This window comes from Micromonospora sp. NPDC049580 (genome assembly GCF_040675595.1).
GTDB lineage: Bacteria > Actinomycetota > Actinomycetes > Mycobacteriales > Micromonosporaceae > Micromonospora.
In genome coordinates this window covers 1-25,171 of sequence record NZ_JBFAPG010000031.1, presented here as the reverse complement: position 1 = coordinate 25,171, position 25,171 = coordinate 1, and the positions used below count along the sequence as shown (strand labels likewise).

The following is a 25,171-nucleotide window of genomic DNA, read 5'->3' as shown; positions in this document are numbered from 1 at the left end:
GGTGGCGGGTCAGGCGATGGTGGCCAGGGCGGCGCGGACGCGCTCCACCACGGCCTTGACCGCCGGTTCGGCCAGATCGGCGTACGTGGGCAGGTTGATGCCGCGCCGACTCAGGTCCTCGGTCACCGGACAGTCCGCGCCCGGATCACGATGCGCGGGTAGGTCCGGGATCGGCACGAAGAACGGGCGGGTCTCCACGCCGAGCCGGGCGAGCGCCCGGGCCAGCGCGTCCCGGGACGTCGCGTCCTCCTCGGCCCCCACGAGGAAGGCCGCCATCCAGGGCGCCCGGCGAACTCCGGCGGCCACCGGCTGCGCCGACAGCGCCGGCTCGTCGGCCAACTGCTCCTCGTAGCCGGCGATCACCCGGTCCCGAAGGGCGATGATCTCGTCGGCCCGCTCCAGTTGGGCGCAGAGCACCGCGGCGCACAGGTTCGTCATCCGGTAGTTGTAGCCCAGCACCGGGAAGTAGTACCGCCGGTGCGGATCCATGCCCTGGTTACGCAGCAGGCGCATCCGGTCGGCCAGGGCCGCGTCGGAGGTGGTCACGCAGCCGCCCTCGCCGGAGGTGAGCACCTTGTTGCCGAAGAACGAGAACGTCGTGACGTCGGCGAGCGATCCGGTGGGCCGCCCGTCGAGGGTGGCGCCGAACGACTCGGCCGCGTCGGCGACCAGGAGCAGACCGTGCCGGTCGCAGAGCTGGCGCAGCGCGGTGTAGTCGGCCGGGTGCCCGTACAGGTCGACGGCGATGACCGCCCGGGTATGCGGGCCGATCGCGGCGCGTACCCCGGCGGGGTCGACACACCAGCTCTCCGGTAGGACGTCCACACAGATGGCGCGCGCGCCGCAGTACGCGACGGCGTTGGCCGTCGCCACGTAGGTCAGCGCGGGCACGATCACCTCGTCCCCCGGCCCGATGCCGGCCGCCGCGAGGACCAGGTGCAGCGCGACAGTGCCGTTGCTGGTCGTCACGGCGGTGTCGGCGGCGCAGCGACGGGCGAAACGCTCCTCGAAGTCACGCAGGTACGGGCCCTGTGAGGAGATCCACCCGCTCCGCAGCGCGTCGAGGACGTACCGCTCCTCCAACGTGGAGAGGCTCGGTCGGGCCACCGGATAGGTGTCCTCCGCGATGCTCATGTTCCAACCTCTCCGCTGTCGACGGCGTCGTTCGCGGCCTCGGCGACGAACGGGGACCGTGGCACCGGACCCGATCCGCCCCGCGCGGCCCAGCTCAGGACGTCCAGGTAGTCGCGCCCAGTGGCCGCCCAGGTACGCCCGGACAGCCGGTCGTTCGCCCGCCGCGAGGCGGCGGCGTAGCGTTCCCGCTCGTCAAGCAGGTGCCGCACCGCGGCGGCCAGGGACAGTGGATCCCGCGCCCGGAAGACCGCCGCCTCGGCGCGATTGAACTCCAGCTGGTCGAGCAGCGGCTCGACGTCGGCGCAGGCGACCGGGAGACCCCAGGTGAACGCCTCCAGCAGCGCGCCGCTGGCCGCCTCCCAGAGCGAGGGTACGACCACCGCGTCCGCTCGGGCGTAGATGGCGTTCAGCTCGTCCAGGCTGACGTAGCCGGGGAAGGACACCCGGCCGCGCAGGTCGGGTTGCGCGGCGCGGGCGAGCAACCGGCTCGCCTCGGGCTCGACCAGCGGCCCCGGACAGATCAGGCGGCACTCCGGCAGCAGCGCCATCGCCTCCAGCAGGGTCGCGTGGTTCTTGTGCTCCGCGGTGGACGACGGATAGACCAGCAGCCCCGGTTCGGGCCGCGCGTGCGCCTGCTTCGGTGCGGGTTGGAACGCCGGGGTGGGGATGAGCACGGTCCGCTCCGCGGCCTCCGGGAAGAGGCGCAGGGTCTCCCGGTACGGATGGGGCCAGGTCACCACGATCGCCGCCGCGTGGGCCACATTCTCCCGGATCACCGCCGCGAAGCCGGGGGCGTGGAACTCGGCCCCCAGGTGGCGCAGATCGTGCAGGACGACGACCGATCTGGTCGACCCGATCGGCGCACAGTGGAACGGGAACAGGGTGACGTCGACGTCGGTGTGCCGCATGACGGACCGTTGCCGGATGGCGTTGACGGCCGTGCGGACCGTACGGGAGTTGCGCACGGCCCGCGGCGTCCACCGGCGCAGCAGTTGGCCGGTGGGGTTGTCGGAACGGAGCGGCTGCGCCACCTCGGTCCAGCCGATCCGCGCGTCGGGCACCTGGTCCCGCCACTCGGCCAGCGTGCCCCGCAGGATGTTCACCCGCAGGTCGCAGGAGTCGTCGGCGGCCATACCGGTCAGCAGGCCGTAGGTGAAGGCTTCGAGCCCCGCGGCGTGACCGGGGCGGATGGGTGCGGCGTCGACCGCGACCCTCACCGGTCCACCCGGATCAGTCGGCCCATCCGCTCGTCCTCGAGGAGCTGCCGGTCGGCGTCGACCATGACCCGGACCAGGTCGCTGAAGAGCGTCTTCGGGGCCCAGCCCAGCTTGCGTCGGGCCTTCGAGTAGTCGCCGATGAGGGCGTCGACCTCCGCCGGGCGGAAGTAGGCGGGGTCCAGCTCTACGTACCGCTGCCAGTCCAACCCGACCCGGTCGAACGCGGCCTCGACGAACTCGCGCACTGTGTGGCCCTCGCCGGTGGCGACCACGTAGTCGTCCGGGGTGTCCTGCTGGAGGGCGAGCCACATCGCCTCGACGTACTCCGGTGCGTAGCCCCAGTCCCGAACGGCGTCCAGGTTGCCCAGGTAGAGCTTGTCCTGGATGCCGGCCTCGATCCGCGCCACCGCACGAGTGATCTTGCGGGTCACGAAGTTCTCGCCCCGGCGTGGGCTCTCGTGGTTGAACAGGATGCCGTTGGCGCAGAACATGTTCCAGGACTCGCGGTAGTTCACCGCCGACCAGTAGGCGTACGCCTTCGCGCACGCGTACGGGCTGCGCGGGTGGAACGGGGTTTCCTCGCGTTGCGGCGGCGGGCTCGAGCCGAACATCTCCGACGAGGACGCCTGATAGAACCGGCAACCGACGTCGGCGGAGCGGGCCGCCTCCATCATGCGCAGCGCCCCGAGCCCGGTGACGTCCGCCGTGTACCCGGGGATGTCGAAGGAGACCCGGACGTGGCTCTGCGCGCCCAGGTTGTAGATCTCGTGGGGGCGGATGTCGCGGATCAGCGCGGTCAGCGAGGCGGGATCGGAGAGGTCGCTGTAGTGGAGGAAGAGTCGGGCGTCACCGCTGCGCGGATGGACGTCCACGTGGTCGATCCGCTCGGTGTTGAAAGAGGACGACCGCCGTTTGATGCCGTGCACCGTGTATCCCTTGTCGAGCAGGAACTCCGACAGGTAACTGCCGTCCTGACCGGTGATGCCGGATATGAGTGCCGTTCGTGACATGAAGTCCCTCTCCTGCTGGGCCGGTTTTCCCCGCCGAATCCTTATATCGCTCTCGGAGTCGGCACTCCTGCGGTTTCATGTAACTGGCGGAATTGATTCTTCGCGGCCCCTGCGCAGCCCAGTCGCGGCAGCTCAGTTCGGAGGAGGGCTCAGTCACGGATCGAACATCCGATCGTTAGGCGAATCGATCCTGTGGCACGAGCGAGGAGCGAGGATGGCCGGCGATCCCACCCCCGCGGCGGACACCCGAGAAAGGCCGGCGACTGTCGACGAGAGCAAATTCCACGTCCTGGTGACCGCCGGCTATTTCGCTCCCGGTTGGCGGGCTGGAGGGCCGGTCCGGTCCATTTCCGAGGTGCTCGCCCTGGCCAGTGACGACATTGAGACGTCAATGCTGACCCGTGACCGCGACCTCGGTTGCCGCGACCCCTATCCGGGGCTCTCCGGTCGCTGGGCCCGGGTCGGCCGGACGAACGTCTTCTATCTCGGCGTACGTCGGCCGGGGCACTGGCGGTCGCTCTGGCGCTCGCTACGCGTCGGCCGGTACGACCTGCTGTACGTCAACAGCGTCTGGTCGACCTTCTCCATCCTGCCGATGGCCGCGGCCCGGCTCGGTCTGCTGCGGGTGGGCCGCATCCTGGTCGCCCCCCGGGGTGAGTTCGGCGCGGCCGCGCTCCAGGTGCACCGACTCCGTAAGCGGATCTTCCTGACCGCCTGGCGGCGGATGCTGCTCGACCCTCGGGTGCTGTGGCACGCCACCACGCCGGTCGAGGCCAACGACATCCAGCGGGTGCTGCCCCGGGCGCGGATCGGTGTCGTCGCGGTCAGCCGGGGCCCCGAGCCGGACGAGTCGCCGGTCGCGACACCCGCGACCCACCACGCGCGGCTGGTCTTCATCGGGCGGATCTCGCCCATGAAGAACCTCGACCTGGTGCTGGCCTCGCTCGCCTTCGTGCCGGTGCCGGTGCGGCTGGACATCTACGGCCCGGTGGAGGACCAGGCGTACTGGCGACGCTGCCGGGAGCACCTGGCCGAGCTGCCCGAGTCGGTCACCGTCAGTTATCGGGGTGAGCTGCCACCCGAGCAGGTCCGCGCGACCTTCTTCCGCTACGACGCGTTCGTCATGCCGACCCGGGGGGAGAACTACGGCAACGCCATCGCAGAGAGCCTCTCCGCGTGCTGCCCGGTGCTCTGCTCCGACCGGACACCCTGGACGGCGGTGCTGCGCGACGGCGGCGGGCTGGTCCTCACCGAGCTGACCGCGGCGGCGTTGGGTGCCCTCGTCACCCAGGTGGCGACCGCCACCCCCGAGCAGCGGCACGCGGCCCGGGTCGAGGCGGGAGAGGCCTACCGCCGTTGGCGGGCGAGCCGGGCGCCGATCAGCGTCCTCGACCAGGCGTGGCGAGTGATCCGCGACCCTGCGTACCGGGTGCCGCCGCAGGGGCGGACCCCGTGAGCCGTACCCGGCCCTGCCTTCCACGACCCGCACATCTGCCACCAGGAGGCGTCAAGTGACCCGCGTGATGACCGTCGTCGGAACCAGGCCGGAGATCATCCGACTGGCCCGGGTGATCGACGCACTCGATCGGACCGTGGACCACACGTTGGTGCACACGGGGCAGAACTGGGACCCGTCCCTCTCCGACGTCTTCTTCAGCGAGCTGGGGGTCCGAGCGCCGGACCTCTTCCTGCGCGCCGACACCCAATCGCTCGGCAGCCTCCTCGGCGCCGTCCTAATCGGCACCGAGAAGGCGATCGCCGAGCTGCGCCCGGACGCGTTGCTGGTGCTCGGTGACACCAACAGCGCGATCTCGGCGCTGATGGCCCGGCGGATGAACGTGCCGGTGTACCACATGGAGGCCGGCAACCGCTGCTTCGACCTGAACGTGCCGGAGGAGACCAACCGGTGCATGGTCGACCACATCGCCGACTTCAACCTGGTCTACTCGGAACACGCTCGACGCAACCTGCTCGCCGAGGGGATGCATCCGCGCCGCATCCTGCACACCGGCTCACCCATGCGCGAGGTGCTCGACCACTACCGACGGCAGATCGAGCGGTCCACCGTGCTGGCCCAACTCGAACTCGAACCGGGCGGCTACTTCGTCGTCAGCGCCCACCGGCAGGAGAACGTCGACCACCCGGACCGGCTCCGTCGGCTGCTGGAGTGCCTGCGGGTGGTCCGCGACGAGTGGCGGCTGCCGCTGCTGGTCTCCACGCATCCGCGTACCCGCAAACGGCTTGAGGCGCTGGCGGGCGACGGCCTGCACCTCGACGGCGTGGCCTTCCACGAGCCGTTCGGCTTCTTCGACTACGTGACCCTGCAACGGCATGCCCGATGCACCCTCTCCGACAGCGGCACGGTCAGCGAGGAGGCCGCGATTCTCGGGTTCCCGGCGGTGACCCTGCGCGAGTCCATCGAGCGTCCGGAGGCAATGGACAGCGGGGCGATCGTGATGACCGGCCTGGAGCCCGACGGGGTCGTCGAGGCCATCCGGGTGGTGGTGGCGCAGGTGGCCGAGAGTTCGGTCGCCTGTCCGCTCGACTACCAGGTCCCCGACACGTCACGCCGGGTGGTCGACTTCATCCTGTCGACGGTGCGCCGCCATCACGACTGGGCGGGCATCCGCCGCTGAGCCGGCCGCCGGCCGGGCCGGCACACCCGTCACCACGACACCCGGGGGGACATCGCGCGTCACGCAGGCGCCGGCGCCCACTGTGGCGTCCCGGCCGACGGTCAGCTTCGGCAGGATCGCGGCGGTGGTGCCCACCAGGACGCCGTCCCCCAGCCGGCAGTACCCGGAGACCGCGGCGAGCGGATTGACCGAGACGTAGTCGCCGAGCACACTGTCGTGCCCAACCGTGCAGTTCTGGTTGAGGTGCACATGCCGCCCCAGCAGCACGTTCGTGGTCACCCGGGCGCCACCGGCGACGAACAACCCCTGCTGGTGGACGCAGTCGGGGCCGATCTCGGCGGCCGGATGCACCACTGTGGCCGCCGGCAGGCCGTACCGGGCGATGGTCTGGTCGGTCTCGCGACGCAACCTCGGATGCCCGACACCGAGCACCACGTGGGTGCTGGCGGGTTGGGCGGCCAGCCACCGGGTCGGGCCGAGGAAGGCGACGCCGAGGCGTTGTACCGCCTCGACATTGGACTCGGTGGGGTAGTCGTCGACGAAGCCCAGCATCCGCCACGGCGGCGCATTCTTCGCAATGGTGTTCAACAGCCGAATTACCCCATATGCCTCACGGCCCATCCCGCCCGCGCCTACGATCACTACGTCGGTCGTCAACCGCGGCTCCCTCGGCTACGGAGAACGCTGGCCGCTCTCCGTCATCTGAACCGGTTACCGGCGCCGATGGTGACGGGCGAGTGCCGGCGCTCCCGTCAATCCTCGCGTGTTCCAGGCACCGGCGTGCCCGCGCCGACGCCGGGACAGCAGTCTGGAAGGTGAGTCGAAGGTGAATGAGTTGGCAAGAACGCGTCTCCCCGACCGTGCCGAGACACCACAGAGGATGGCGCGATCCACGACCGCGCCCGGGTACCGGGTGCTCGCCACCGCTCGCGTGTTCGAGCCAGGCTTTCGCGGCGGCGGGCCGATCCGCTCCCTGCGGTTCATCCTCGACACCCTGCCGGACGACCTCGACGTCACACTGGTCACCGGGGACCGGGACCTCTGCTCGTCCGCACCCTACCCGGGCCTGTCCGGTCGACTGGTGCGGCGCGACGACCGCTGCGCCGTCTTCTACCTCGGCCCGTTCGCGCTGCGGCATTGGGTCCGACTCGCGCGGCACGTCCGGTCCCGCCCGGTCGATCTGATCTACGTCAACAGCCTCTGGTCGCTCTTCTCGGTGCTGCCGATCCTGGCGGTGGCGCTGCGACTGGTACGCGTCCGCGCCATCATGCTGGCCCCGCGCGGCGAGCTCTCTCCCGGCGCGCTCGCCATCAAGTCGCGCAAGAAGCGGCTCTTCCTGGCGGTCTGGGCCCCGCTGCTGCGTCGGCTCGACGTGCGCTGGCAGGCGTGCAGCTGGCTGGAGGAGAAGCAGATCCGCGCCGCCATGCCCTGGGCGCAGATCATGGTGAATGGCAACGAGTGCCCCATCCCGGAGCTGCCGGCGCCCCGGGCCGTCGCCCACGACGGGCCGCTGCGGTTGGTGTTCGTCGGCCGGATCTCCCCGATGAAGAACCTCACCAGGGCGTTGGAGGCGGTCGCCGGCGCCACGCACCCGCTGGAGTTCGACATCTACGGTCCGCGGGAGGACGAGCAGTACTGGGCGGGCTGCCGGCGCCTCATCGACGCGATGCCCGACCACGTCCGGGTCCGCTACCTCGGGGAACTCGAGGCGGACGAGGTGATGGCGACCTTCAGCCGATACGACGCCTTCCTCTTCCCCACGCTGGGCGAGAACTACGGGCACGTCATCCTGGAGAGCCTGGCGTCCGGCTGCCCGGTGGTCTGCTCCGACGCGACGCCGTTCAGCGAGTTGATCGCCGACGGCGGGGGAGCGGTGGTCCGGCCGGCAACCGCGGCCGCGCTGAGCGAGACCCTCGACCGGCTGGCCGACCGCTCGGCCGGGGAGCGCGCCGAGGCGAAGGAGACCGCGGGCCGGCGGTACCAGCTCTGGCGACAGCAGCTCCGGGAACTCAACGTGCTGGACCACGCCCGGCGATTCTGCGCCTGACCCGGCTCGCCGTCACTCGGGCTGGAGCTACCTCGTTGCAATGGTGGGGCCCGCGTGGGTGGGTCCGTCGTCCGCCACCCCGGTAGGCCCGATGAGCGAGGACAGCACGTGCCCAGTCGCGTTCGTACGATGGTCCGACGAGTCCGGGACCACCTGGCCGCCACCCGTGACCCCGAGGCGTTCGCGCGGTCCCTGGGGGTGAAGCTGACCGGACGGGTCAGGTTCTACGGCGTCAGCCGGGCGATGTTCGGCTCGGAGCCGTGGCTGATCACCATCGGGAACAACGTCTACATCACCTCCGAGGTGCAGTTCGTCACGCACGACGGCGGCACCCTGATCCTGCGCAAGGACCATCCCGACCTGGACTGGACCGCCCCGATCACGATCGGCGACGACGTCTACATCGGGATGCGGTCGATGATCCTGGCCGGCGTCACCATCGGAAACCGGTGCGTCATCGGGGCGGGCTCGATCGTCACGCGCGACATCCCGGACAACACGGTGGCGGCCGGTGTCCCGGCGCGACCGCTGCGGACCACCGACGAGTACCTCGAACGGTTGCAGGCCAAGTCGCTCGGCATCGGGCACCTTCCCGTCCCGGAGAAGCACGAGGCGATGAAGAGGATCTACGGGGTCACCACCGTCTGACCCCGCCCGCCGGCCGCGACCGACAGCTCAGGCCCGCCGGTACGCGACCCGTGGTGGCGGCAGTTGGTGGACGCCGGCGATGGTGATCGCCCCCAACGCGCCGGTCGTCCCGGTCACCTCGTAACCGAACCGGTCCCCGGTCATCGCCGCCGAACTGGTGCCGAGGTTGAGGGTGGTGGTGGCGGCGCCGGCGCTGCTGGCCCGCAACGTGGGCGGGGTGACACCGCTCGTCTGCCACACGTGCCCGTACCAGTGCCAGCCCGCCGGCAGCACCACGGGGACACTCAACACCGACTCCTTGACGCCGACGGATGTCACGGCGACGCTGCCGAAGTCGGCGATCGGGCCGAGGACGGCGGGACGTCCGGTCGCCGGATCGTGCGCGTACACGCCGTGCCGCATGGTCCCGGTTCCCGTCGCGGTGACCTCGACGCACACCCGGTCGACCGGGGTGGGCTCCGCCAGGTACATCGGGTGCAGCAGCAGCGACTGGTAGCTGCCGGTGTAGGTGACGGGCTCGGTCGGGCCGGCGAGGACGAGGAAGTAGCTACCGCGCGGGCCGGTCACCCCGGGGAGCGGCCCCACCGACGCCGGGTCGGGTTCCGCGCGCCACATCCCGTACCCGGTGGGGACCGGCATGCTGTACGAGATCCCGCCGACGGCGACCCGGTCCGGCACGGTGAGGTTCGTCGGGCCGGCCGGGACCAGCAGCCGGTGGAACAGCTGCGGAGCCGGCATCTGGGCTTGGGCGACCGCCTCGACCCGTTCGATCATCACGAAGTCGTCTGTGGAGTCCGACACGACGATCTCGGTGGCCGCCGAGGGCGGCGCCAGGTAGCGCCGGTAGGCGGTACCGGTCACGGATTCGCCGGCCTCCATGGTGCGACCCCACACCAACTGCGGATAGTTCTTCTTCAGGCTGGAGGTGATGAACCAGCCCTTGGCCGTGGTGTAGCGGGCCCGGATCTCGGGCACGCCGTCGGCGACCGGCAGCAACCCGACGGCGATGCCCCACTGCTGGACCTGGCCGCTGTTCACCACCCACTGGGTCATGCTGCTCGCCGGAATCAGCCGGTTCGTCAGGGTCGCCGGGGTGAAGTCGGTGAGAGCCGCGAGCGTGTCGATGTTCGCCCACACCGACCAGTTCAGGCCGCCGGCCGTGCCGACGTTCGGCATGAACTGCCGGCGGCTACCGCCGGCCACCGGGGTCAACGGACCGCACTGGGTCACTCCGGCGTTCAGGGTGAACCGCTCCAGCGCGGCCACCGTCTGTCCGATCAGCAGGCCGCCCTGCGACCAGCGGTAGACGTTCGAGATGCGGCACAGGGACGGGATCCGCGACATGATCGTCGCGATGGGTGTGCCGATGTTCGCCCTGGCTGTGTCGATCATCCCCCGGTAGGACGGGATCAGGTAGGACTCCCGGATCGTCAGCTCCTGCCCGGTGGACCGGCCGTCCGGCACCGGTCGTCCGTCCAGCTCGACAGCCACCGTGTGGGAGTGGGTGGCCGGGCGGATCTGCACGTCGGGCGTCAGACCCGTGATCGGCACGGTGGCCGTGTGGGTCGCCCCCGACAGGTGGGTGAGCGGCGCGGCCGGCTTGACCCGGGCGCCCTGCGCGATGCCGTCGACGATCGTGTACGGGTTGCCGAAGAGCAGGCTGTTCGCGTTGGTGATGGCCAGCAGGGTGAAGGTGCGTGTTCCGTCGGTCCACTGCGAGCCCACGTCGACTGTCGTCTTGCCGTGGTTGGTGACGACGATCTGGTTGCCGACGTTGTAGCCGTGGTTGCCGCCGACGTACGACCAGCCGGTGTTGATCGGGCAGTTGTCGTCGGCGGTGTCATGGATCTTCGTCCCGACGGCGGACATCACCGGCCACACCTGGGCGTCGGTAGCGGTCGAGGGCACCAGGGTGACCTGGGGGAGACCGGCGTGCCACATGCCGACCATCGCCTCGGCGTACGCCAGGTTGGCGGGCATGACCAGGTCACGGGTGCTGTCGAAGCGCGACCGGACGGACATCAGGGCATTGGACCGGTAGACGATCAGCTCGGGCATGTCGGCACCTCCACCGCGAACACGCTGACGACGAACCTCACTGTGCGCCTTCGGAGCGGAGTTGGCCCTTTTCGGTCAGCACCCGGACAGAGTGAATTTTTCGCCGTCGCCGTCACGCCGGCGGTGTTCAGTCGATGAACAGGTGTTCTGGCGTAAACGGGGGTTTTTATGCGCATTTTGATCACCGGCGGAGCCGGTTTCATCGGGTCCAACCTGGCCCGCGCCGCGATGGTCGAGCCCACCATCCGTGGGGTCACCGTTCTCGACGATTTCTCGGTCGGGCTACGGACCAACCTCGACGGGCTGGACGTCGAGCTGATCGAGGGCTCAATCCTGGACCCGGCCGCCCTGGACGCCGCGATGGCGGGCTGCGAGGCGGTGGTCCACCTGGCCGCGCTGCCCAGTGTCCCCCGCTCGCTGAGCGACCCGTTGGCCTCCCACCACGCGAACGCGACCGGCACCCTGATGGTGGTGGAGGCGGCCCGGCGACACCGGGTCGGGCACGTCCTCGTGGCGTCGTCCTCGTCGGTGTACGGCATGAACCCGGCGCTGCCCAAGACCGAGCTGACCTGGACCCGCCCGATGAGCCCGTACGCGGCCAGCAAGCTCGCCACCGAGGCGTACGCCCTGGCCCACCAGGCGTCGTTCGGGCTGCCGACGTTGGCCTTCCGCTTCTTCAACGTGTTCGGCCCGGGGCAGCGCCACGACCACGCGTACGCGGCCGTGATCCCCCGTTTCGTGCACGCCGCGCTGCGCGACGAACCCGCCGTGGTGCACGGCGACGGGACGCAGTCGCGCGACTTCACCTACGTCGGCACGGTCTGCGACGTCATCGTCGACGCGCTCCGCCGGCGGGTGCACCACCCGCACCCGGTCAACCTCGCCTTCGGCGCCCGGGCCAGCCTGTTGCGGGTCCTCGACGAGCTTGAGTGGTTGTGCGGCAGGCCGATCGCCCGCGAGTACGCGCCGCCGCGAACCGGCGACGTGGCGCACTCCCTGGCCGACAACGCCACGCTGCGGCAGCTGTTCCCGGACGTCGCACCGGTCGCCCGTTCGGAGGGCCTGCGCGCGACCGTGGAGTGGATGGCCGGTCGGTTGGACGCCGAGCGTGCCGTAGCCGCCGCACCTCGGTGACCCGGGCAGCGAGTAGGGCCGTACCGGAGCCGGTGGTCCCGGCGGCGGCGGCGGTCGCGACTGCCGCGCCACCGGCTGGCACCACTGCCGCGCCCGGCGCGCCGACCTCGGCGGCGTCGAAGGATCGGGACCGCACGGTCACCGTGGGCATCGCCGCCGCGATGGTGGCGAAGGGTATCGGCCTGGCCGCCCCCCTGGTCATCACCCCGGCCTGCTTCCGGTTTCTCGGCGACCAGCGGTACGGCCTGTGGATGGCGGTCACCGCCCTCACCGGGATGGCGTGGTTCGCCGATCTGGGGCTGGGCAACGGGCTGCTCACCCGGCTCAGTCACCTGGCCGACGACCCCCGGCAACAGGCCCGGGAGGTCTCCAGCGCGTTCGCCACCCTCGGCGTGGTCGCGGTGGCGCTGCTGGTGGGTCTCGTGCTGGTGGTCCCCGCGGTGCCCTGGGCCGGGCTGTTCAACGTCAGTGACCCGGGTGTCGCCGCGGAGGCGTCCGCCCTGGTCCTGCTCTGCTTCGGCGCCTTCGTGGTCAACATTCCGCTCTCACTGATCCAGCGGATCCAGTACGCCCGCGGCCAGGTGGTACAGAGCAACATTTGGCAGTCGGCCGGGGCGCTGGCGGCCATGGTGGCCGTGCTCGGCACCATCGCCGCCGGGTGGGAACCACTGGCGGTGATCGCCTGCGCGGTGCTGGCCGTGCCGGTGACCAACCTGCTCAACTGCGTGACCTACTTCTGGTTCCAGGATCGCGGGCCGCGGCCCGGCCCGAAACTCGTGCACCGGGCCACCGCCGTCGGTCTGCTCCGGCTGGGTCTGCGGTTCTTCGCACTCACCACGATGTCGGCGATCGCGCTGAACGTGGACAGCCCGCTGGTCGCGAACGTCCTCGGGCCCACCACGGCGGCGCACTACGCGGTGGTGGGAAAGCTGTTCGGCGCCCTGTCGATCTTCGTGGGGCTGGTCGGCATGACGGTCTGGCCGGTCAACGGCGCGGCTCTGGCCCGGGGCGAGGTGGCCTGGGTGCGTCGCAACACGCAACGCATGGTGCTGCTCTACGGCGTGATCGTGGGGACGATCGGGGTCGTGCTGGTCGGCTACGGACACCGGCTGATCGACCTCTGGGTGGGCGGCATCGATCGCGCCGAAATCCCGGTCAGCGTCCTGATCGGGCTGGCGAGCTGGTCCCTTTTGATCGCGGTCACCTCCCCGCTGATCCTGGTGCAGAACAGCATCGGGCTGCTCCGGCCACAGTTCGTCGGCTGGGCCACGTTCCTGCTGCTGGCCACCGCTCTCAAGGTCTGGGCACTGCGGGAGTTCGGGCTCGCCGGTCTGCCGGTGGCGGCCTGCCTCGCCTACGTGCTCACCATGTGGCCGGCCGCGCTGGTGGGGTACCGCCGGGCGCTGCGCAGGGGAGAGCCGACGTGACCGGGGAGTGCCGGGTGCTGCGGGTCGTTGGTGAGCTGAACTTCGGCGGCACCGAGATGCGGACCGCCGAACTGCTGCCCCGGCTCTCCGCCGCCGGCGTCCAGGTGCACCTGGTGACGCTCAGCGACCGGATCGGTCCCGGCCCGCTGGCCGGCGTGGTCGGCCGGCACGGCGGCTCGGTCACCCCGATCCCGCTCGACCTCCGCTTCGTCGCCCGCTTCCTGGGCCTGCTGCGGCGGCTGCGACCGGACGTGGTGCACGTCGACTGCGCCAACTTCTCCGGGGTGCTGCTCGCGCTCGCCGCCCTGTGCGGTGTGCGTGGCCGCGTCGCCCACTTCCGGGGGGACGACAACCAGCACCGCAACCTGCGTCGACGCGTCTACCGCTGGATTTGTAAACGGTTGCTGCGGATCTCCGCCACCGACATCCTCGGCGTCTCGCCCAGCTCGCTCACCTTCGGCTACGATCCGCGCTGGCGCGACGACCCCCGCTGTCAGGTGGTCCTCAACGGACTCGACCTGGACCGGCTCCGCCTACCCAGCCAGGACGACCTACGCGAGTTGATCGGCGCGCGCCCGGCCGAGCTGGTCTGCGTCAGCGTCGGCCGGGCCTCGCCGGAGAAGCGGCGCTCGCTCCTGCCGCCGATCCTCGCCGAGCTGCGGGCCCGGGGAGTGGAGGCGCACGCCGTCCTCGTCGGGCCGGGCGACGACGCCGACGACGAGCGCGTCCGGGTGGCCGCGGCCGCCGCCGGTCTCGCCGACCGGGTGCACCTGCTGGGCCCGCGTGACGACGTGGGCGGGCTGTTGAGCCAGGCCGACGTGGTGATCCACCCGTCCTGCCTGGAAGGGCTGCCCGGGGGCGTGCTGGAGCCCGTCGCGTTGGGCGTCGGGACGGTGGCCGCCGACCTGCCGGGGGTGCGTTTCATCGACGAGCACCTGCCCGGCGTGACCATCGTCGACACCGATGCCGCGCCGCGGCGGTGGGCGAGCGCGGTGTGCGCGGCGGCGGCGTACACCGAGCAGACCTCGGCCTCGGCGGCGGCGGACCGGTTCGCGCGCAGCGTCTTCGCCATCGACACGGCGGCCGCCACCCACCTGACGATCTACCGACGGTGGGCGTCGGCCCGCCCGCACCGCCCGGTGCGACCCCGACCGCCAGCCTTCTCGACACGAGGAGAGAGATGAACGACCAGACGACCGTGATCGGCCGGCAACCACTTCTGGACGCGGGATCGACCGGGCGGGCCGGCCGGCCGCGTCCCCTGCTGGTGGGCGCGTACGCCTTCCCACACGGGGACGCCACCTCGAACCGACTGTTGCAACTCGCCCGGTCCGCCGCGCCCGACGGCACGCAGACGCTTGTCGTCAACGACTGGCCCTGCGAGGTGGCTGTCCCGGCCGGGCAGTCCGGCGTGGCCGGCATCGACCTGGTCACCCTGCGGATCCGGGGTCGGCACCACCTCACCCGCGCGTCGGCCCGGCTGGCCCGACCGCTGCGGGTGCTGCGGGCAATCCGCCGGGCCGGCGTGGGGCGCGGCGAGGTGAGCGTCGTGCTGTTGCCGATGGCCCTGCTGACCCTCGGCAACTGGGCGACCCTGCGCCTCGTGCTGCGCTGCCCGGTGGTGGTGGACGCCAGCGAGCGCCACGACCGACACCAGTTCCGCCGCGGCTGGCTCACCCCGTACTTCGTCCGGCACCGCTGGTCGACGTTCCTGGCGACCCGGCTCGTCGACCGGGCCACGGCGGTCTCCACCACGTTGGCCGACTACCTGACGGGCCACGGCCTGGACGTGCTGGTGGTGCCGCCGCAGGTGGACTGCGACGAGTTCCGGGCGCCGCAACCACCAGCGATCAGCGACGGCCTGCGCCTGCTCTACGCCGGCGCTCCCGGGCGCAAGGACATGCTCGACGTGATCCTGCGGGGGATCAGCCGGCTCGCCCCGGAGCACCAGCGTCGGGTCAGCCTCACCATCGCCGGGGTCAGCGCCGCGGACGCCGCCGCCCACTCGGACCTGGACGTCGGGGTGCTGGACGCGGTCTCGGCCGACGTGCGGTTCCTCGGTCGCGTCCCGCGCGAGACCGTGCTGACCCTGCTGTCGGAGTCGCACTTCTCGATGCTGGTCCGCCCCTCCGGCGGTTACGCCGCCAACGGATTTCCGTCCAAGGTGCCGGAGAGTCTCGCCGCCGGATGCCCGGTGCTGCTCAACCACACCAGTGACCTGGCCGCCTACGTGCACGACGGGGTCGAGGGGTTGGTGCTCGACGGCAACCGCCCGGACGATATCCGGTCGGCGATCGAGCGGGCGCTGCGGCTGCGGGACGAGGAGTGGACGGCGATGAGCGCGGCGGCCCGGTCGCGGGCCCGCGAGTCGTTCGACTACCGGGCCTGGCGGGACCGGGTGAGCGCCTTCGTGACGGCGGGCCGGGACAACTGAGCCGACGCCCCTCGGCTCGACCGCCCTTGGGAAACAGCTAGCGCAGCACGGCGGTGGGTCGGCGCGGCGCCTCGTCGTCGAACACGCCGGCCCGCCGCTGGCGTGCCTCCGCGTGGGGCAGGCCGGCGCGGACGGCGGCGTCCCGGTCGACGGGGTTCCGCTTCTTCGGCAGGTGCAGCAGCGCGGCGGCGACCACGGTCCAGAACACGTACGGGTAGGTCTGGCCGGTGCCGAACATCGCCGACTCGGTGACCTGGATCAGCAGGCCGGTGACGACGAGCCAGACCAGACCCGCGTCGGCCCGGCGTACCGGCGCCCGCAGGACTACCCGCCCGGCGGCCAGCAGCAGCAGTAGCAGCGGCGGCACGGCGGCAAGCCCCAACTCCAGCAGCAACTGGAGGTAGCTGTTGTGCACCACGCTGACGCCGACGGCGCCGAAGAACTCGTCGGCGCTGGCGAGCTCGAACAGGTGGTTCCGCGACGCGTACCCGAAGCCCAGCGTGGGGCGGTTCTGCCACCACAGGTCGATCGTCGCCTGCCACATCTGGGTCCGCCCGTTGGACAGGTCGCCGCCGGTCGGGTCGGTGAAACGCAGCGCGAACTGGCGCATCCAGGGTGCGGCGAAGATGGTGGGCAGCAGGTTCAGCAGCTGTGCCATCAGCAGCAGGGCGGTCACCCCCGCGGCCAGCCGGACCATCCGGCCGAACCCGTAGCGCAGCACCAGCCAGAGCGCGCCGACGAGCACGGCGATCAGCGCGGTACGCGACTGGGACAGCAGGAGGCTGGCGGCGGCCGGCATCATGCCGAGCAGTGCGACGTGCCGCCGGGACTGCCGGTAGACCGCCCAGCCCAACGGGATCGTCAGGGCGCAGACGATGCCGAGCATGTTCGGGTTGTTGAAGAGGCCCTGGAACCGGGTGACGCTGGAGGTCGCCGCGACGAGCGTGCCGTCGGCGAAGCCGATGCCGAGACTGACCACGATGGACGCCGTGAGGACCAGGTAGACCACGTGCAGGTCAGCCATCATGACCGTCCGGTCTGGCCACCGCCGCCGGATGAGGACGTGCACCAGGGCGGCCAGCAGCAGCAGCGCGACACCCCGCTGGAGGGTCTCCATCGGAACCACCGACCAGGCGAAGCTCACCGTGGCGAGGCCGGCCATCGCCCAGAGCGCCGCGACGAACACGCGGGTCCAGACATCGGTGCGGGCCGGCGTTCGGCCCGGTAGGCAGAGCCCCCAGAGGACCAGGCCGGCGACCGCCGCGTACCGGGGATAGAAGCTGGCCTCGACCAGCGCCGGCATATTGGACGAGGCGCAAACCAGGAGGCCCATGGTCAGGGCCAGCATCCACCGCCAGCCGTCCACCCGCCGGGTGAAGGCGAGCAGCAGCACCAGCGCCACCAACCCGGTCGCGACCAACGGGACGGTGATGGCCGCGATGGTGGTGACCACCACGAGACACGCCGCGCCGACGAGCAGGCCCAGTTGGCCTATCCGGTTTCCCACGTGATGTCCTTCGAAGTCCGGCCGCTGGCGATGCCGGCGGTCGTCGGGTGGACAGCCCTCAGCGAGGCGCGTCCTGTAGGCCCGGTTGGGCCGGTTCGACAGCCCAGCGGGCCCTGGCGGCGTGCATCGCCCGGATCATGTCCGGCCAGTTCGGTGGCCGATAGCCGGTGGCCTGGGCGAGAGCGTCCGCGTTCATCGACCGGTCGCAGGCGAACTGGTCGTCCGGCACGATGTCGCCGGGCCACCCGTACACCTCGGCGATCAGGCGGAGCAGGTCGTACTTGGAGATCGGCTCGGCGGCCACGTGGTAGAGCCCGGTCAGCTCCGTGCGGGGCAGGATCACCGTCCGGAGCAGGCAGGCGAACTCGACTGTCGTCACGCCGCTGTAGATGGCCCGGGTGAAGCCGCGTACCTGCCCGCGCTGGGAGAGGAACCAGTCCACAAGCGAGCGGTTTGTGACCAGCTCGTGCCCGATGATCGACGTGCGGAGGGTGAGCGCGGAACCGCCACGCGCCTCACCCAGCAGCTTGGACCGCCCGTAGAGGTCGGGTGGGTCCGGCAGGTCGTCCTCGACGTAGCCGCCCCGCCGACCGGAGAAGACGCAGTCGGTGCTGACGTGGATCAGGCGGCTGCCGAGTTGCCCGCAGGCGTCGGCGAGCAGGTGCGGGAAGAGCGCGTTGAGCGTGACCGTCTGCACCGCGTCCTGCACGTCCGGGCGTTGCTTGATCACACCCACGCAGTTGACCACGACGTCCGGCCGCAGGTCCTCGATAAGCTGCCGGAGCTGGCCGAACCGGGTCGCGTCGACGGCCGGGGTGATCCGGTCGAGCAGGCGCCGGGGGTACCACCCCGCGCGGTCCTCGATGCTCCGGGCGACGCCGTGGACGTCGAGGTCCGGAGCATCGCTGAGCTCGCGGATGACCGCGTGGCCGAGCATGCCGGTGACGCCGACGACGAGGACCCGTCGCGTCGGGCGCGGCTCCTCCTCGCCGGGACCGCTGCGTCGGCGGGGGACCAGCTCCGGTCGCTGGCCACCGGTACCGGTGCTCATGCCGTTACGACCGCCGCCGCCGCGGCCTCCACCTGCGCCCGCACCTCGGGCAGCGTCAGCAGCAGCGCCTCGATCTCCGGTACGGACAGCCGCCGGGCGTTGTGCGAGTGGAAGTCGGCCAGGTTGCCGCTCTCGACGTCGCCCTCCTCGAAGTAGAGGGAGTAGTTGAGGTCGCGGCTGTCCACCGGCACCCGGAGGAACTCGCCGAGATCCTCGACGTGGGCGAGCTCCTCGCGGCTGGCCAGGGTCTCGTACAGCTTCTCCCCGTGCCGGATGCCGAGCACGTTGAACTTCGCCGGGACCCGGAACAGGTTGCACAGCGCGGTGGCCAGGTCGCCGATGGTGCAGGCGTCGGCCTTGCGGATGAAGACGTCACCCGGCTGGCCGTACCGGAAGGCGTGCTCCACCAGGTCGACCGACTGCGGCAGGGACATCAGGAACCGGGTCATCGACGGCTCGGTGACCGTCGGCAGCCCGCCCCGCAGGATCTGGTCGATGAACAGCGGGATCACCGATCCGCGCGAGTACATGACGTTGCCGTAGCGCACGCAGCAGACCCGGGTACGGGCGTGGGGATTGTTGCGGGAGTGCGCCTGCGCGACCTTCTCCATGAGGGCCTTGGTCATGCCCATCGCGTTGACCGGATAGACGGCCTTGTCGGTGCTCAGCAGCACCAGCGCCTCGACGCCGACCCGCTCGCAGGCGTCCACCACGTTCGCGCTGCCGAGCACATTGGTGCGCACGGCCTCCATCGGGAAGAACTCGCACGAGGGAACCTGCTTGAGAGCCGCGGCGTGAAAGACGAACTCCATTCCCCGCGCGGCCTTGAGTACGCTGTCGTAGTCCCGGACGTCGCCGACGTAGTAGCGGACCCGGTCGTCACCGAGGCGGTGCCGCATCGCGTCCTGTTTCGACTCGTCACGGCTGAATACGCGCACCTCGGCGGCCCCGGCGTCGAGCAGTCGGGAGACCATCGTCTGGCCGAAGGATCCGGTGCCACCGGTGATCAGGAATCGCCGGTCCGAAAGCGAGGAAACCACATCTTCTCCTGCCTGTTTCCCGGGGTGCCGTCCTCGGGAAACGGATTCTCGTCGAACGCGACCCTACGCGTGGACAAGAGGCGCTGTGACCTCTTCAGCTAAGAGGAACTAGAGTCGCGTTCGATGCTCACAGTGGCCCTTCGACAATTACACGAACAGTGATCGGCGCTGCCGAAGTAGCCGTTCGGCCCACCATTGTCGACGCCCCTGAGTCGTTAGCGCCAAAGACGGAGTTGGTGCTTGGAAAAGGTGGTATGCGTACTCCTATGCCAAAAGTTGCTCTCCACGCGGCGCACCCGCGCGCCGGTGCTTCCGACCTGACGACCGGTCGGGAAACACCTCCGGACGGCACTACGACACGGCGACCCTACGATCGCTGGAAGCGGCTTCTCGACGTCCTCGGCGCTCTTCTCGTCCTGCTGCTCGGCGCTCCCGTGCTGGCGCTGGTGGCCCTGGTCGTGCTGGTGGCGCACGGGCGGCCGGTGCTGTTCCGGCACACCCGCCCCGGGCTGCACGGCAAGCTGTTCGAGGTGGTCAAGTTCCGGACGATGCGCCACCCCGACCCGGACCGGGGGCTGGTGAGCGACGCGGACCGCCTGACCCGGGTGGGCCGCTGGCTGCGGGCCAGCAGCCTCGACGAGTTGCCGGAGTTCTGGAACGTGCTGCGGGGCGAGATGAGCGTGGTCGGTCCCCGCCCGCACCTCGTCCGCTACCTCAGCCTCTACAACTCCGAACAGGCCCGTCGGCACGACGTGCGACCGGGCATCACCGGGCTGGCCCAGGTACGCGGCCGTAACGCGCTGGACTGGGGCGCGAAGTTCGCCTACGACGTCGAGTACGTCGACCGCCGGTCCTTCCTGCTGGACCTGCGGATCGTCCTGGCCACGATCTGGGTGGTGCTCAGCCGCCAGGGAATCTCCGCGCCGGGCGCGGCCACCTGGCACGAGTTCACCGGCAACCCGCCCGCGCCGGCGACCGCCGAACACGACTCCGCCCACCGGCGATGAACCGGGTCCTGCTGTTGGGCGCCGGTGGATTCCTCGGCCGGCACATCCGGACGGCGCTGGCCGCCCACTGCACCGTCCGGTCGATCACCCGGGCGGAGTGTGACCTGGTCGGCATCGAGCTGCGCGACCTGACCGCGCTGGTAGCCCGGGAACGACCGGACACGGTGGTGACGGCGGCCGGGCGGATCGTCGGCTCCGGGTACGACTTCGTGCAGGCGCACGTCGTCGCGACCGCGAAACTGATCGAGGCGGTGGCCGCCGCCGCCCCCGGCGCCCGCCTGATCCGGATCGGCTCGGCCGCCGAGTACGGCACCGTGCCGCACGGCCTCGCCGTCAACGAGGAGTACCCGGGCACACCCGTCAGCGAGTACGGGCTCAGCCACCTGGCCGCCACCCGGTTGGCGGAGCTGGCGGGCGGGGCCGGCCGACTCGACACGGTGGTGTTGCGGATCTTCAACCCGGTCGGGCCGGGAATGCCGCCGGGCAACGTGCTGACTCGGGTGACCGCGATGGTGAGGTCGGCGGTCGCCACCGGAAGGGAGGAGATCGCCGTGGGCCTGCACGACACGTACCGGGACTTCGTCGACGTGCGGGACGTCGCCACGGCGGTCCTCGCCGCGGCGCGCTGCCGGCCGGGGCCCGCGCGGGTCTTCAACGTGGGCAGCGGAAAGGCGGTGGCGACGCGCGACGTCGTCCAACTGCTGGCCGAGGTGTCCGGCTTCTCCGGTGACATCCGCGACGGCAGCTTCGCGCCGGATGCCAGCCGCTCGGCCGCCGTGCCCTGGATGTGCGCCGACATCGAACGCGCGAACCGGGTGCTCGGGTGGGCGCCCGCGTACGACCTCGGTGAGTCGCTGACCACGCTGTGGCAGGCCGACGGCGAGCAGTCCACCCGCCCCGTCGCCGGCTCAGCGGCACGGTGAGGCCCATGCGGATCGGCCTGCTCACCCAGTGGTTCGACCCGGAGCCGGGCGCCGCCGCCCTCCCCGGAATGCTCGCCCGCGCCCTCGCCCACCGGGGGCACGAGGTCCAGGTCGTCACCGGCTTCCCCAACTACCCCACCGGCGAGTTGGCGCCCGGCTACCGGGTGACCCGCCGCCTCGACGAGGTCGACGGGCCGACCCGGATCCGCCGGGTGGCCCTCTATCCCAGCCACGACCGTTCCGCCCTGCGACGGATGGCCAACTACGGCTCGTTCGCCGCCTCCGCGCTGGTCTCCGGCACGTCGGCGCTGCGCGGCCTGGACGCCCTCTGGGTCGGGAACTCACCGATCAGCGTGGCCGTGCCCATGTGGTTCACCCGGTATGTGCAGCGGGTGCCGGTGCTGCTGCACGTGCTGGACCTGTGGCCCGACAGCGCGGTGGCCAGCGGCTTCCTCGGCACCGACCGGGTGTCACGGATGATCGAGCGGGGAATGGCCGGCTGGTGCGGTGGGATGTACCGCAGCGCCGGCCGGATCGCGTACGTCTCGCCCGGCGCCGCCGACCTGCTCGCCAGCCGGGGCGTACCCCGGGAGAAGCTCGTCCACATTCCAGTGTGGGCAGACGAGACACCGCGTACCGGCGTCGCGGACCTGCGCGCCGAACTCGGGCTCCGCGACGACCAGGTGGTGCTGGTGTACGCCGGCACGCTGGGCGAGGCGCAGGGGCTCGACCCACTCATCGACGCCTGCGCCCGGCTCCGCGACCCGCGGCTGGTCTGCCTGATCGCCGGCTCCGGAACCACCGAGGAGCGGCTACGACGCCGGGCCGAGGAAGCGAACGTGACACACGTGCGGTTCCTCGGGCGGGTGCCCCGGGAACGGATGCCCGCGCTGATGGCCACCGGTGACGCGCACTACGTGAGCCTGCGGCCCGGCGGCATGTCGGCGTACACGATGCCGAGCAAGGTGCAGGCCACCCTCGCCGCCGGGCGGGCCCTGCTGGTCGCCGCCGAAGGGGACGCCGCCGCCGTCGCACGGGACAGCGGGGCGGGCATCACCGCGCGACCGGGTGACCCCGACTCGATCGCCGATGCCCTGCGGGAACTCTGCGACCTGGGCCGGGAGAAGCTTGAGCTGCTCGGTCAGGCCGGTCGGGCGCACTACGACCGGGTCTTCTCCCTTGCCGCCGGCGCCGAGCGGGTCGAGCGGGCGCTGCGCGAGGCGATGGAGAGTCACCGGCGGCGCTGACCCCGGTGCAGCAGTCTCCGACAAGGCCGAGGCGCACGTTGTGACCTCGGCCTTGTGCAGCTCCCGGTCACGACGGAGCGAGCTGTAGAGTCGCGACGGCCGGTCGGGCGAGGGAAGCACCGGCCGGACCGGCGAGGGGATGGCGCGTGCTGCACCTGAGGGTGATCACCCCGGAGAGCAGATCGACGGAGGTCGTCGACCTGCTCTCCGCAGAGGCGGGGGTGACTCACCTCGCTGTGCTGCCTGGTGCCGCCCGGCAACCGCAGGGTGATCTCATCCTCTGCGACGTGGTGCGGGAGAGCGCCGACCGCGTGCTGCGGGAGTTGCGGCGGATCGGCGTGGACACCAGCGGCGGCATCGCGGCCGAGGACATCGAGCTGACCATCTCCGCGGCGGCCGACCGGGCGGCGGACCGGGCACCGGGCAGTGGCGCGGACGCGGTGGTCTGGGACGAGATCGCCGCGAAGACCGGCGAGCAGACGGAACTGTCCGGCACGTACCTCGTACTGATCGTGGTGGCCACCATGATCGCCGGCATCGGGGTGCTGCTGGACCAGCCGATTCTCATCGTCGGGGCGATGGTCGTCGGTCCGGAGTTCGGCCCCCTCGCCGCGCTGTGCGTGGCGTTGCTGCGCCGCCGGCTCGGGGTGATCGGCCGCTCGGTGCAGGCTCTCGTGGTCGGCTTCCTGGCGGCCATGGTGGCGACCGTGCTGAGCACCTGGGCGCTGACCGCAGCCGGCCTGGTCAGTCGGGAGATGCTGCTCGCCGAACGCCCGCTCACCGACTTCATCTGGCGGCCGGACGCGCTGTCCTGGGTGGTCGGTCTACTCGCCGGCGTGGCCGGGATGCTCTCGTTGACGTCGAAGAAGTCGGGCAGCCTGGTCGGGGTGCTGATCTCGGTGACCACGGTCCCGGCCGCGGCGAACGTGGCGGTCGCCGCCGCCTACGGCGTATGGGACGAAGCGGGCGGCTCGGCACTCCAACTGGTGATCAACCTGAGTGCGATCGTCCTGGCCGGACTGCTCACCCTCATGGTGCAGCAGGTCTGGTGGTGGGGTCTGGCTCGCCGGTCCCGTCGTCAAGTAACCGGGTGAGCAGGGTCCGCAACGGGATCGACTCGCCGTCGCGGCCACCGGCCCCCACCACCAACGGCGCCGGGCTGGGCTCCGGGTCAGCGCCGAACAGCCGGGCCCGCAGACCGCCCGGCACGGTCAGCAGGTGGAACCGGCCGGACACGTCCACCGCCCGGGTCTCGGCCCGGTCGACGTACCAGCCGGTCAGCCGGGTCCGGTAGCGCCCGCGCCCGTCGTAACCCCGGGCGACCAGGCGCGTGGTGGGCAGCCCGCACCGGGTGGCCTCGGCCACGAACCAGGCCACCAGCTCCGCGGCCTGCGCCTGCTCGGCGGCCCGCCGCCGCGCGTCCGCGTCGGCGTGCGCCCGCACCGCGCGCTGCTGCCGCTCCCGCCACTCGCGGCCGTCGTCCTCACCCACGAGCCGACGGTACGCCCCGACTCAGTCGAGCACGGCCCGCAGGGTGTGCCGGGCGATGTCGGCCATCACCGGGTTGGTGTCGACGTAGTACGGCAGCGCGTTGATCGCCTGCGCCAGGGCCCAGCCGCGCCCCCGCTCCCAGGTGGCGTCGTCCACGCCCAACGCCCGCCGGTACGTCTCCCGCGACCCGGGGTCCAACAGGTTCCACGCCGGCATCAGATCCACCGCGGGGTCGCCGACCTGGACCAACTCCAGGTCGATGACCGCGGCCAGCCGCCCATCGCGCACGAGCAGGTTGCCCGGCATCAGGTCGGCGTGGATCCATACGTCGACCGGGTCGTCCCGGCGCGCGTTCCGGCACCGGTCCCACACCTCGGCGAGCGCGGCGGTGTCGGTGAGTTCGCCGCTGACGGCGAGGGCTGCCCGTACGTCGGCATCCTGGTCCGCCAGGGGCCCGCCCCGGCCGAACCCCGGCCACGACCGTCCGCCGGTGTCGACGCCGTGCAGGGCGACCACGACGGTGGCCAGGTCACGGGCGAAGACGTCCGGGTCGTCGATCCGATCGGGCTGGGCCGTCTCCCCGGGAATGAACCGGTACGCCGTCCACCACCCGGGGTACCCGTCACCCGGCGCACCGAGGGCGAGCGGTTCGGGCACCGCGATCGGCAGGTGCGCGGCGAGCAGCACAGCGTGTTCCTGCTCCTGCCGCAGCGTGTCGCGCAGCGCGGGGTCGGCGGAGGGGCGCAGCGGAAACCGCAGCACGAATTCCGTGCCGAGCCGGAACAGGGCGTTCACGGTGCCGGCCGAACGGAGGGGGCGCACCGGCAGACCGCGCCAGCGCGGAAACTGTTCGGCCACCAGCGCGGCAACCACGTCCGCGCTCACGTCCACCTGGTCGGCATGCATTCGCACCGCGAGATCATCACCCAGAAGCCCGCCGACACGCGACCCGTTTCCCGCCCGCCTCGCTGCCCGCCTCGCTGCCCGCCTCGCCGGCTGCCGCTGGCTGGCGTGGTCACGGATGGCCGCGCTCGGCACCCGACCTTCGAACGCCCCCTGTCGAGCTGCCCCAGATCTGGGGCGGGCTCGCCTGGAAAGGCCGACAACTCCAGATCTTGGACAGTTTCCGTCCGCGCCGAACGGAAACTGTCCAAGATCTG

At 71.3% G+C, this 25,171-nt stretch carries 22 protein-coding genes; 12 read left to right on the top strand and 10 right to left on the bottom strand.

All coding sequences use genetic code 11. From position 1 onward, the window contains the following. Window positions 1–9: 9 nt before the first annotated feature. The 3 genes from AB0J68_RS05020 to gmd are packed head-to-tail and all read right to left on the bottom strand — an operon-like array spanning window position 10 to window position 3,361. Window positions 10–1,134 carry a DegT/DnrJ/EryC1/StrS family aminotransferase gene (locus AB0J68_RS05020; RefSeq protein ID WP_363936239.1) on the bottom strand — a complete coding sequence of 375 codons (1,125 nt, stop codon included), beginning with the start codon at window positions 1,132–1,134 and terminating at the stop codon, window positions 10–12. After that, on the bottom strand, window positions 1,131–2,351 hold the full coding sequence (locus AB0J68_RS05015; RefSeq protein WP_363936236.1) for a glycosyltransferase: 1,221 nt from the start codon (window positions 2,349–2,351) through the stop codon (window positions 1,131–1,133). Before AB0J68_RS05015 ends, AB0J68_RS05020 begins: the two co-directional genes overlap by 4 nt. Then, the gene (gene gmd / locus AB0J68_RS05010) at window positions 2,348–3,361 is read right to left on the bottom strand and encodes a GDP-mannose 4,6-dehydratase (protein WP_354856749.1); all 1,014 of its coding nucleotides are present in this window, start codon (window positions 3,359–3,361) and stop codon (window positions 2,348–2,350) included. Before gmd ends, AB0J68_RS05015 begins: the two co-directional genes overlap by 4 nt. 214 nt (window positions 3,362–3,575) lie before the next feature. Between gmd and AB0J68_RS05005 the strand changes: the two genes are divergently transcribed. Continuing rightward, on the top strand, window positions 3,576–4,817 hold the full coding sequence (locus AB0J68_RS05005) for a glycosyltransferase (RefSeq protein WP_355067310.1): 1,242 nt from the start codon (window positions 3,576–3,578) through the stop codon (window positions 4,815–4,817). A 55-nt stretch (window positions 4,818–4,872) separates the two neighbouring features. After that, window positions 4,873–5,997, top strand: coding sequence for a UDP-N-acetylglucosamine 2-epimerase (non-hydrolyzing) (gene wecB, locus AB0J68_RS05000; protein ID WP_363936233.1), 1,125 nt, complete (start codon window positions 4,873–4,875; stop codon window positions 5,995–5,997). Here the strand turns inward: wecB and AB0J68_RS04995 are convergent. Then, window positions 5,926–6,639 (bottom strand): acetyltransferase, encoded by a 714-nt coding sequence (locus AB0J68_RS04995; protein WP_363936247.1) that lies wholly within the window; start codon window positions 6,637–6,639, stop codon window positions 5,926–5,928. The genes wecB and AB0J68_RS04995 overlap by 72 nt on opposite strands. A gap of 238 nt (window positions 6,640–6,877) precedes the next feature. On the opposite strand from AB0J68_RS04995, the gene AB0J68_RS04990 reads away from it, so the two are divergent. Both AB0J68_RS04990 and AB0J68_RS04985 read left to right on the top strand, forming a co-directional pair. Next, window positions 6,878–8,044 carry a glycosyltransferase gene (locus tag AB0J68_RS04990; RefSeq protein WP_363936232.1) on the top strand — a complete coding sequence of 389 codons (1,167 nt, stop codon included), beginning with the start codon at window positions 6,878–6,880 and terminating at the stop codon, window positions 8,042–8,044. Window positions 8,045–8,173: 129 nt separating this feature from the next. Further along, window positions 8,174–8,692, top strand: a complete 519-nt coding sequence (locus tag AB0J68_RS04985) for an acyltransferase (RefSeq protein WP_354856757.1) — start codon at window positions 8,174–8,176, stop codon at window positions 8,690–8,692. A gap of 27 nt (window positions 8,693–8,719) precedes the next feature. On the opposite strand, the gene AB0J68_RS04980 is transcribed toward AB0J68_RS04985, so the two are convergent. Next, the gene (locus AB0J68_RS04980) at window positions 8,720–10,750 is read right to left on the bottom strand and encodes a hypothetical protein (protein ID WP_354856760.1); all 2,031 of its coding nucleotides are present in this window, start codon (window positions 10,748–10,750) and stop codon (window positions 8,720–8,722) included. 168 nt (window positions 10,751–10,918) lie between these two features. Here AB0J68_RS04980 and AB0J68_RS04975 point away from each other — a divergent pair, with 168 nt between their 5' ends. The 4 genes from AB0J68_RS04975 to AB0J68_RS04960 are packed head-to-tail and all read left to right on the top strand — an operon-like array spanning window position 10,919 to window position 15,745. Further along, entirely contained in the window at window positions 10,919–11,884 is a 966-nt protein-coding gene (locus AB0J68_RS04975; protein ID WP_355136143.1) for an NAD-dependent epimerase/dehydratase family protein, read from the top strand. Further along, entirely contained in the window at window positions 11,881–13,311 is a 1,431-nt protein-coding gene (locus AB0J68_RS04970; RefSeq protein WP_363936228.1) for an oligosaccharide flippase family protein, read from the top strand. The genes AB0J68_RS04975 and AB0J68_RS04970 overlap by 4 nt, the downstream gene beginning before the upstream one ends. Further along, a complete protein-coding gene (locus AB0J68_RS04965) occupies window positions 13,308–14,495 on the top strand; it encodes a glycosyltransferase (RefSeq protein WP_363936224.1) in 1,188 nt (395 codons plus the stop codon). The genes AB0J68_RS04970 and AB0J68_RS04965 overlap by 4 nt, the downstream gene beginning before the upstream one ends. After that, window positions 14,492–15,745: a glycosyltransferase gene (locus tag AB0J68_RS04960; RefSeq protein ID WP_363936221.1), complete on the top strand. Its 1,254-nt coding sequence runs from the start codon at window positions 14,492–14,494 to the stop codon at window positions 15,743–15,745. The genes AB0J68_RS04965 and AB0J68_RS04960 overlap by 4 nt, the downstream gene beginning before the upstream one ends. Before the next feature lie 37 nt (window positions 15,746–15,782). Here AB0J68_RS04960 and AB0J68_RS04955 read toward each other — a convergent pair whose 3' ends face one another. The 3 genes from AB0J68_RS04955 to AB0J68_RS04945 are packed head-to-tail and all read right to left on the bottom strand — an operon-like array spanning window position 15,783 to window position 19,343. Then, window positions 15,783–17,252 (bottom strand): O-antigen ligase family protein, encoded by a 1,470-nt coding sequence (locus AB0J68_RS04955; protein ID WP_354856771.1) that lies wholly within the window; start codon window positions 17,250–17,252, stop codon window positions 15,783–15,785. Between the two features lie 58 nt (window positions 17,253–17,310). Then, entirely contained in the window at window positions 17,311–18,303 is a 993-nt protein-coding gene (locus AB0J68_RS04950; RefSeq protein WP_363936219.1) for an SDR family oxidoreductase, read from the bottom strand. Further along, window positions 18,300–19,343 (bottom strand): polysaccharide biosynthesis protein, encoded by a 1,044-nt coding sequence (locus AB0J68_RS04945; protein ID WP_354856776.1) that lies wholly within the window; start codon window positions 19,341–19,343, stop codon window positions 18,300–18,302. Before AB0J68_RS04945 ends, AB0J68_RS04950 begins: the two co-directional genes overlap by 4 nt. Window positions 19,344–19,660: 317 nt before the next feature. Here AB0J68_RS04945 and AB0J68_RS04940 point away from each other — a divergent pair, with 317 nt between their 5' ends. From AB0J68_RS04940 to AB0J68_RS04925, 4 genes are all read left to right on the top strand, one after another. Further along, window positions 19,661–20,350, top strand: coding sequence for a sugar transferase (locus AB0J68_RS04940; protein WP_363936244.1), 690 nt, complete (start codon window positions 19,661–19,663; stop codon window positions 20,348–20,350). Continuing rightward, complete coding sequence (locus AB0J68_RS04935; RefSeq protein ID WP_363936216.1) at window positions 20,347–21,273, top strand: NAD(P)-dependent oxidoreductase; 927 nt, start codon at window positions 20,347–20,349, stop codon at window positions 21,271–21,273. Before AB0J68_RS04940 ends, AB0J68_RS04935 begins: the two co-directional genes overlap by 4 nt. Before the next feature lie 5 nt (window positions 21,274–21,278). Further along, on the top strand, window positions 21,279–22,520 hold the full coding sequence (locus AB0J68_RS04930) for a glycosyltransferase family 4 protein (protein WP_363936213.1): 1,242 nt from the start codon (window positions 21,279–21,281) through the stop codon (window positions 22,518–22,520). 146 nt (window positions 22,521–22,666) lie between these two features. Next, a complete protein-coding gene (locus AB0J68_RS04925) occupies window positions 22,667–23,614 on the top strand; it encodes a DUF389 domain-containing protein (RefSeq protein WP_354856784.1) in 948 nt (315 codons plus the stop codon). Here the strand turns inward: AB0J68_RS04925 and AB0J68_RS04920 are convergent. Both AB0J68_RS04920 and AB0J68_RS04915 read right to left on the bottom strand, forming a co-directional pair. Continuing rightward, window positions 23,550–24,011, bottom strand: coding sequence for a hypothetical protein (locus AB0J68_RS04920; RefSeq protein ID WP_354856786.1), 462 nt, complete (start codon window positions 24,009–24,011; stop codon window positions 23,550–23,552). The two genes, AB0J68_RS04925 and AB0J68_RS04920, sit on opposite strands and share 65 nt — an antisense overlap. A 21-nt stretch (window positions 24,012–24,032) precedes the next feature. Further along, complete coding sequence (locus tag AB0J68_RS04915; RefSeq protein ID WP_363936241.1) at window positions 24,033–24,917, bottom strand: aminoglycoside phosphotransferase family protein; 885 nt, start codon at window positions 24,915–24,917, stop codon at window positions 24,033–24,035. Window positions 24,918–25,171 lie beyond the last annotated feature (254 nt).

Bases quoted from the DNA above. Each gene is read 5' to 3' on its own strand.
- AB0J68_RS05020 (WP_363936239.1), bottom strand. From the start codon at position 1,134: ATGAGCATCGCGGAGGACACCTATCCGGTGGCCCGACCGAGCCTCTCC.
- gmd (WP_354856749.1), bottom strand. From the start codon at position 3,361: ATGTCACGAACGGCACTCATATCCGGCATCACCGGTCAGGACGGCAGT.
- AB0J68_RS05005 (WP_355067310.1), top strand. From the start codon at position 3,576: ATGGCCGGCGATCCCACCCCCGCGGCGGACACCCGAGAAAGGCCGGCG.
- AB0J68_RS04990 (WP_363936232.1), top strand. From the start codon at position 6,878: ATGGCGCGATCCACGACCGCGCCCGGGTACCGGGTGCTCGCCACCGCT.
- AB0J68_RS04985 (WP_354856757.1), top strand. From the start codon at position 8,174: ATGGTCCGACGAGTCCGGGACCACCTGGCCGCCACCCGTGACCCCGAG.
- AB0J68_RS04980 (WP_354856760.1), bottom strand. From the start codon at position 10,750: ATGCCCGAGCTGATCGTCTACCGGTCCAATGCCCTGATGTCCGTCCGG.
- AB0J68_RS04975 (WP_355136143.1), top strand. From the start codon at position 10,919: ATGCGCATTTTGATCACCGGCGGAGCCGGTTTCATCGGGTCCAACCTG.
- AB0J68_RS04960 (WP_363936221.1), top strand. From the start codon at position 14,492: ATGAACGACCAGACGACCGTGATCGGCCGGCAACCACTTCTGGACGCG.
- AB0J68_RS04950 (WP_363936219.1), bottom strand. From the start codon at position 18,303: ATGAGCACCGGTACCGGTGGCCAGCGACCGGAGCTGGTCCCCCGCCGA.
- AB0J68_RS04935 (WP_363936216.1), top strand. From the start codon at position 20,347: ATGAACCGGGTCCTGCTGTTGGGCGCCGGTGGATTCCTCGGCCGGCAC.
- AB0J68_RS04930 (WP_363936213.1), top strand. From the start codon at position 21,279: ATGCGGATCGGCCTGCTCACCCAGTGGTTCGACCCGGAGCCGGGCGCC.
- AB0J68_RS04915 (WP_363936241.1), bottom strand. From the start codon at position 24,917: ATGCATGCCGACCAGGTGGACGTGAGCGCGGACGTGGTTGCCGCGCTG.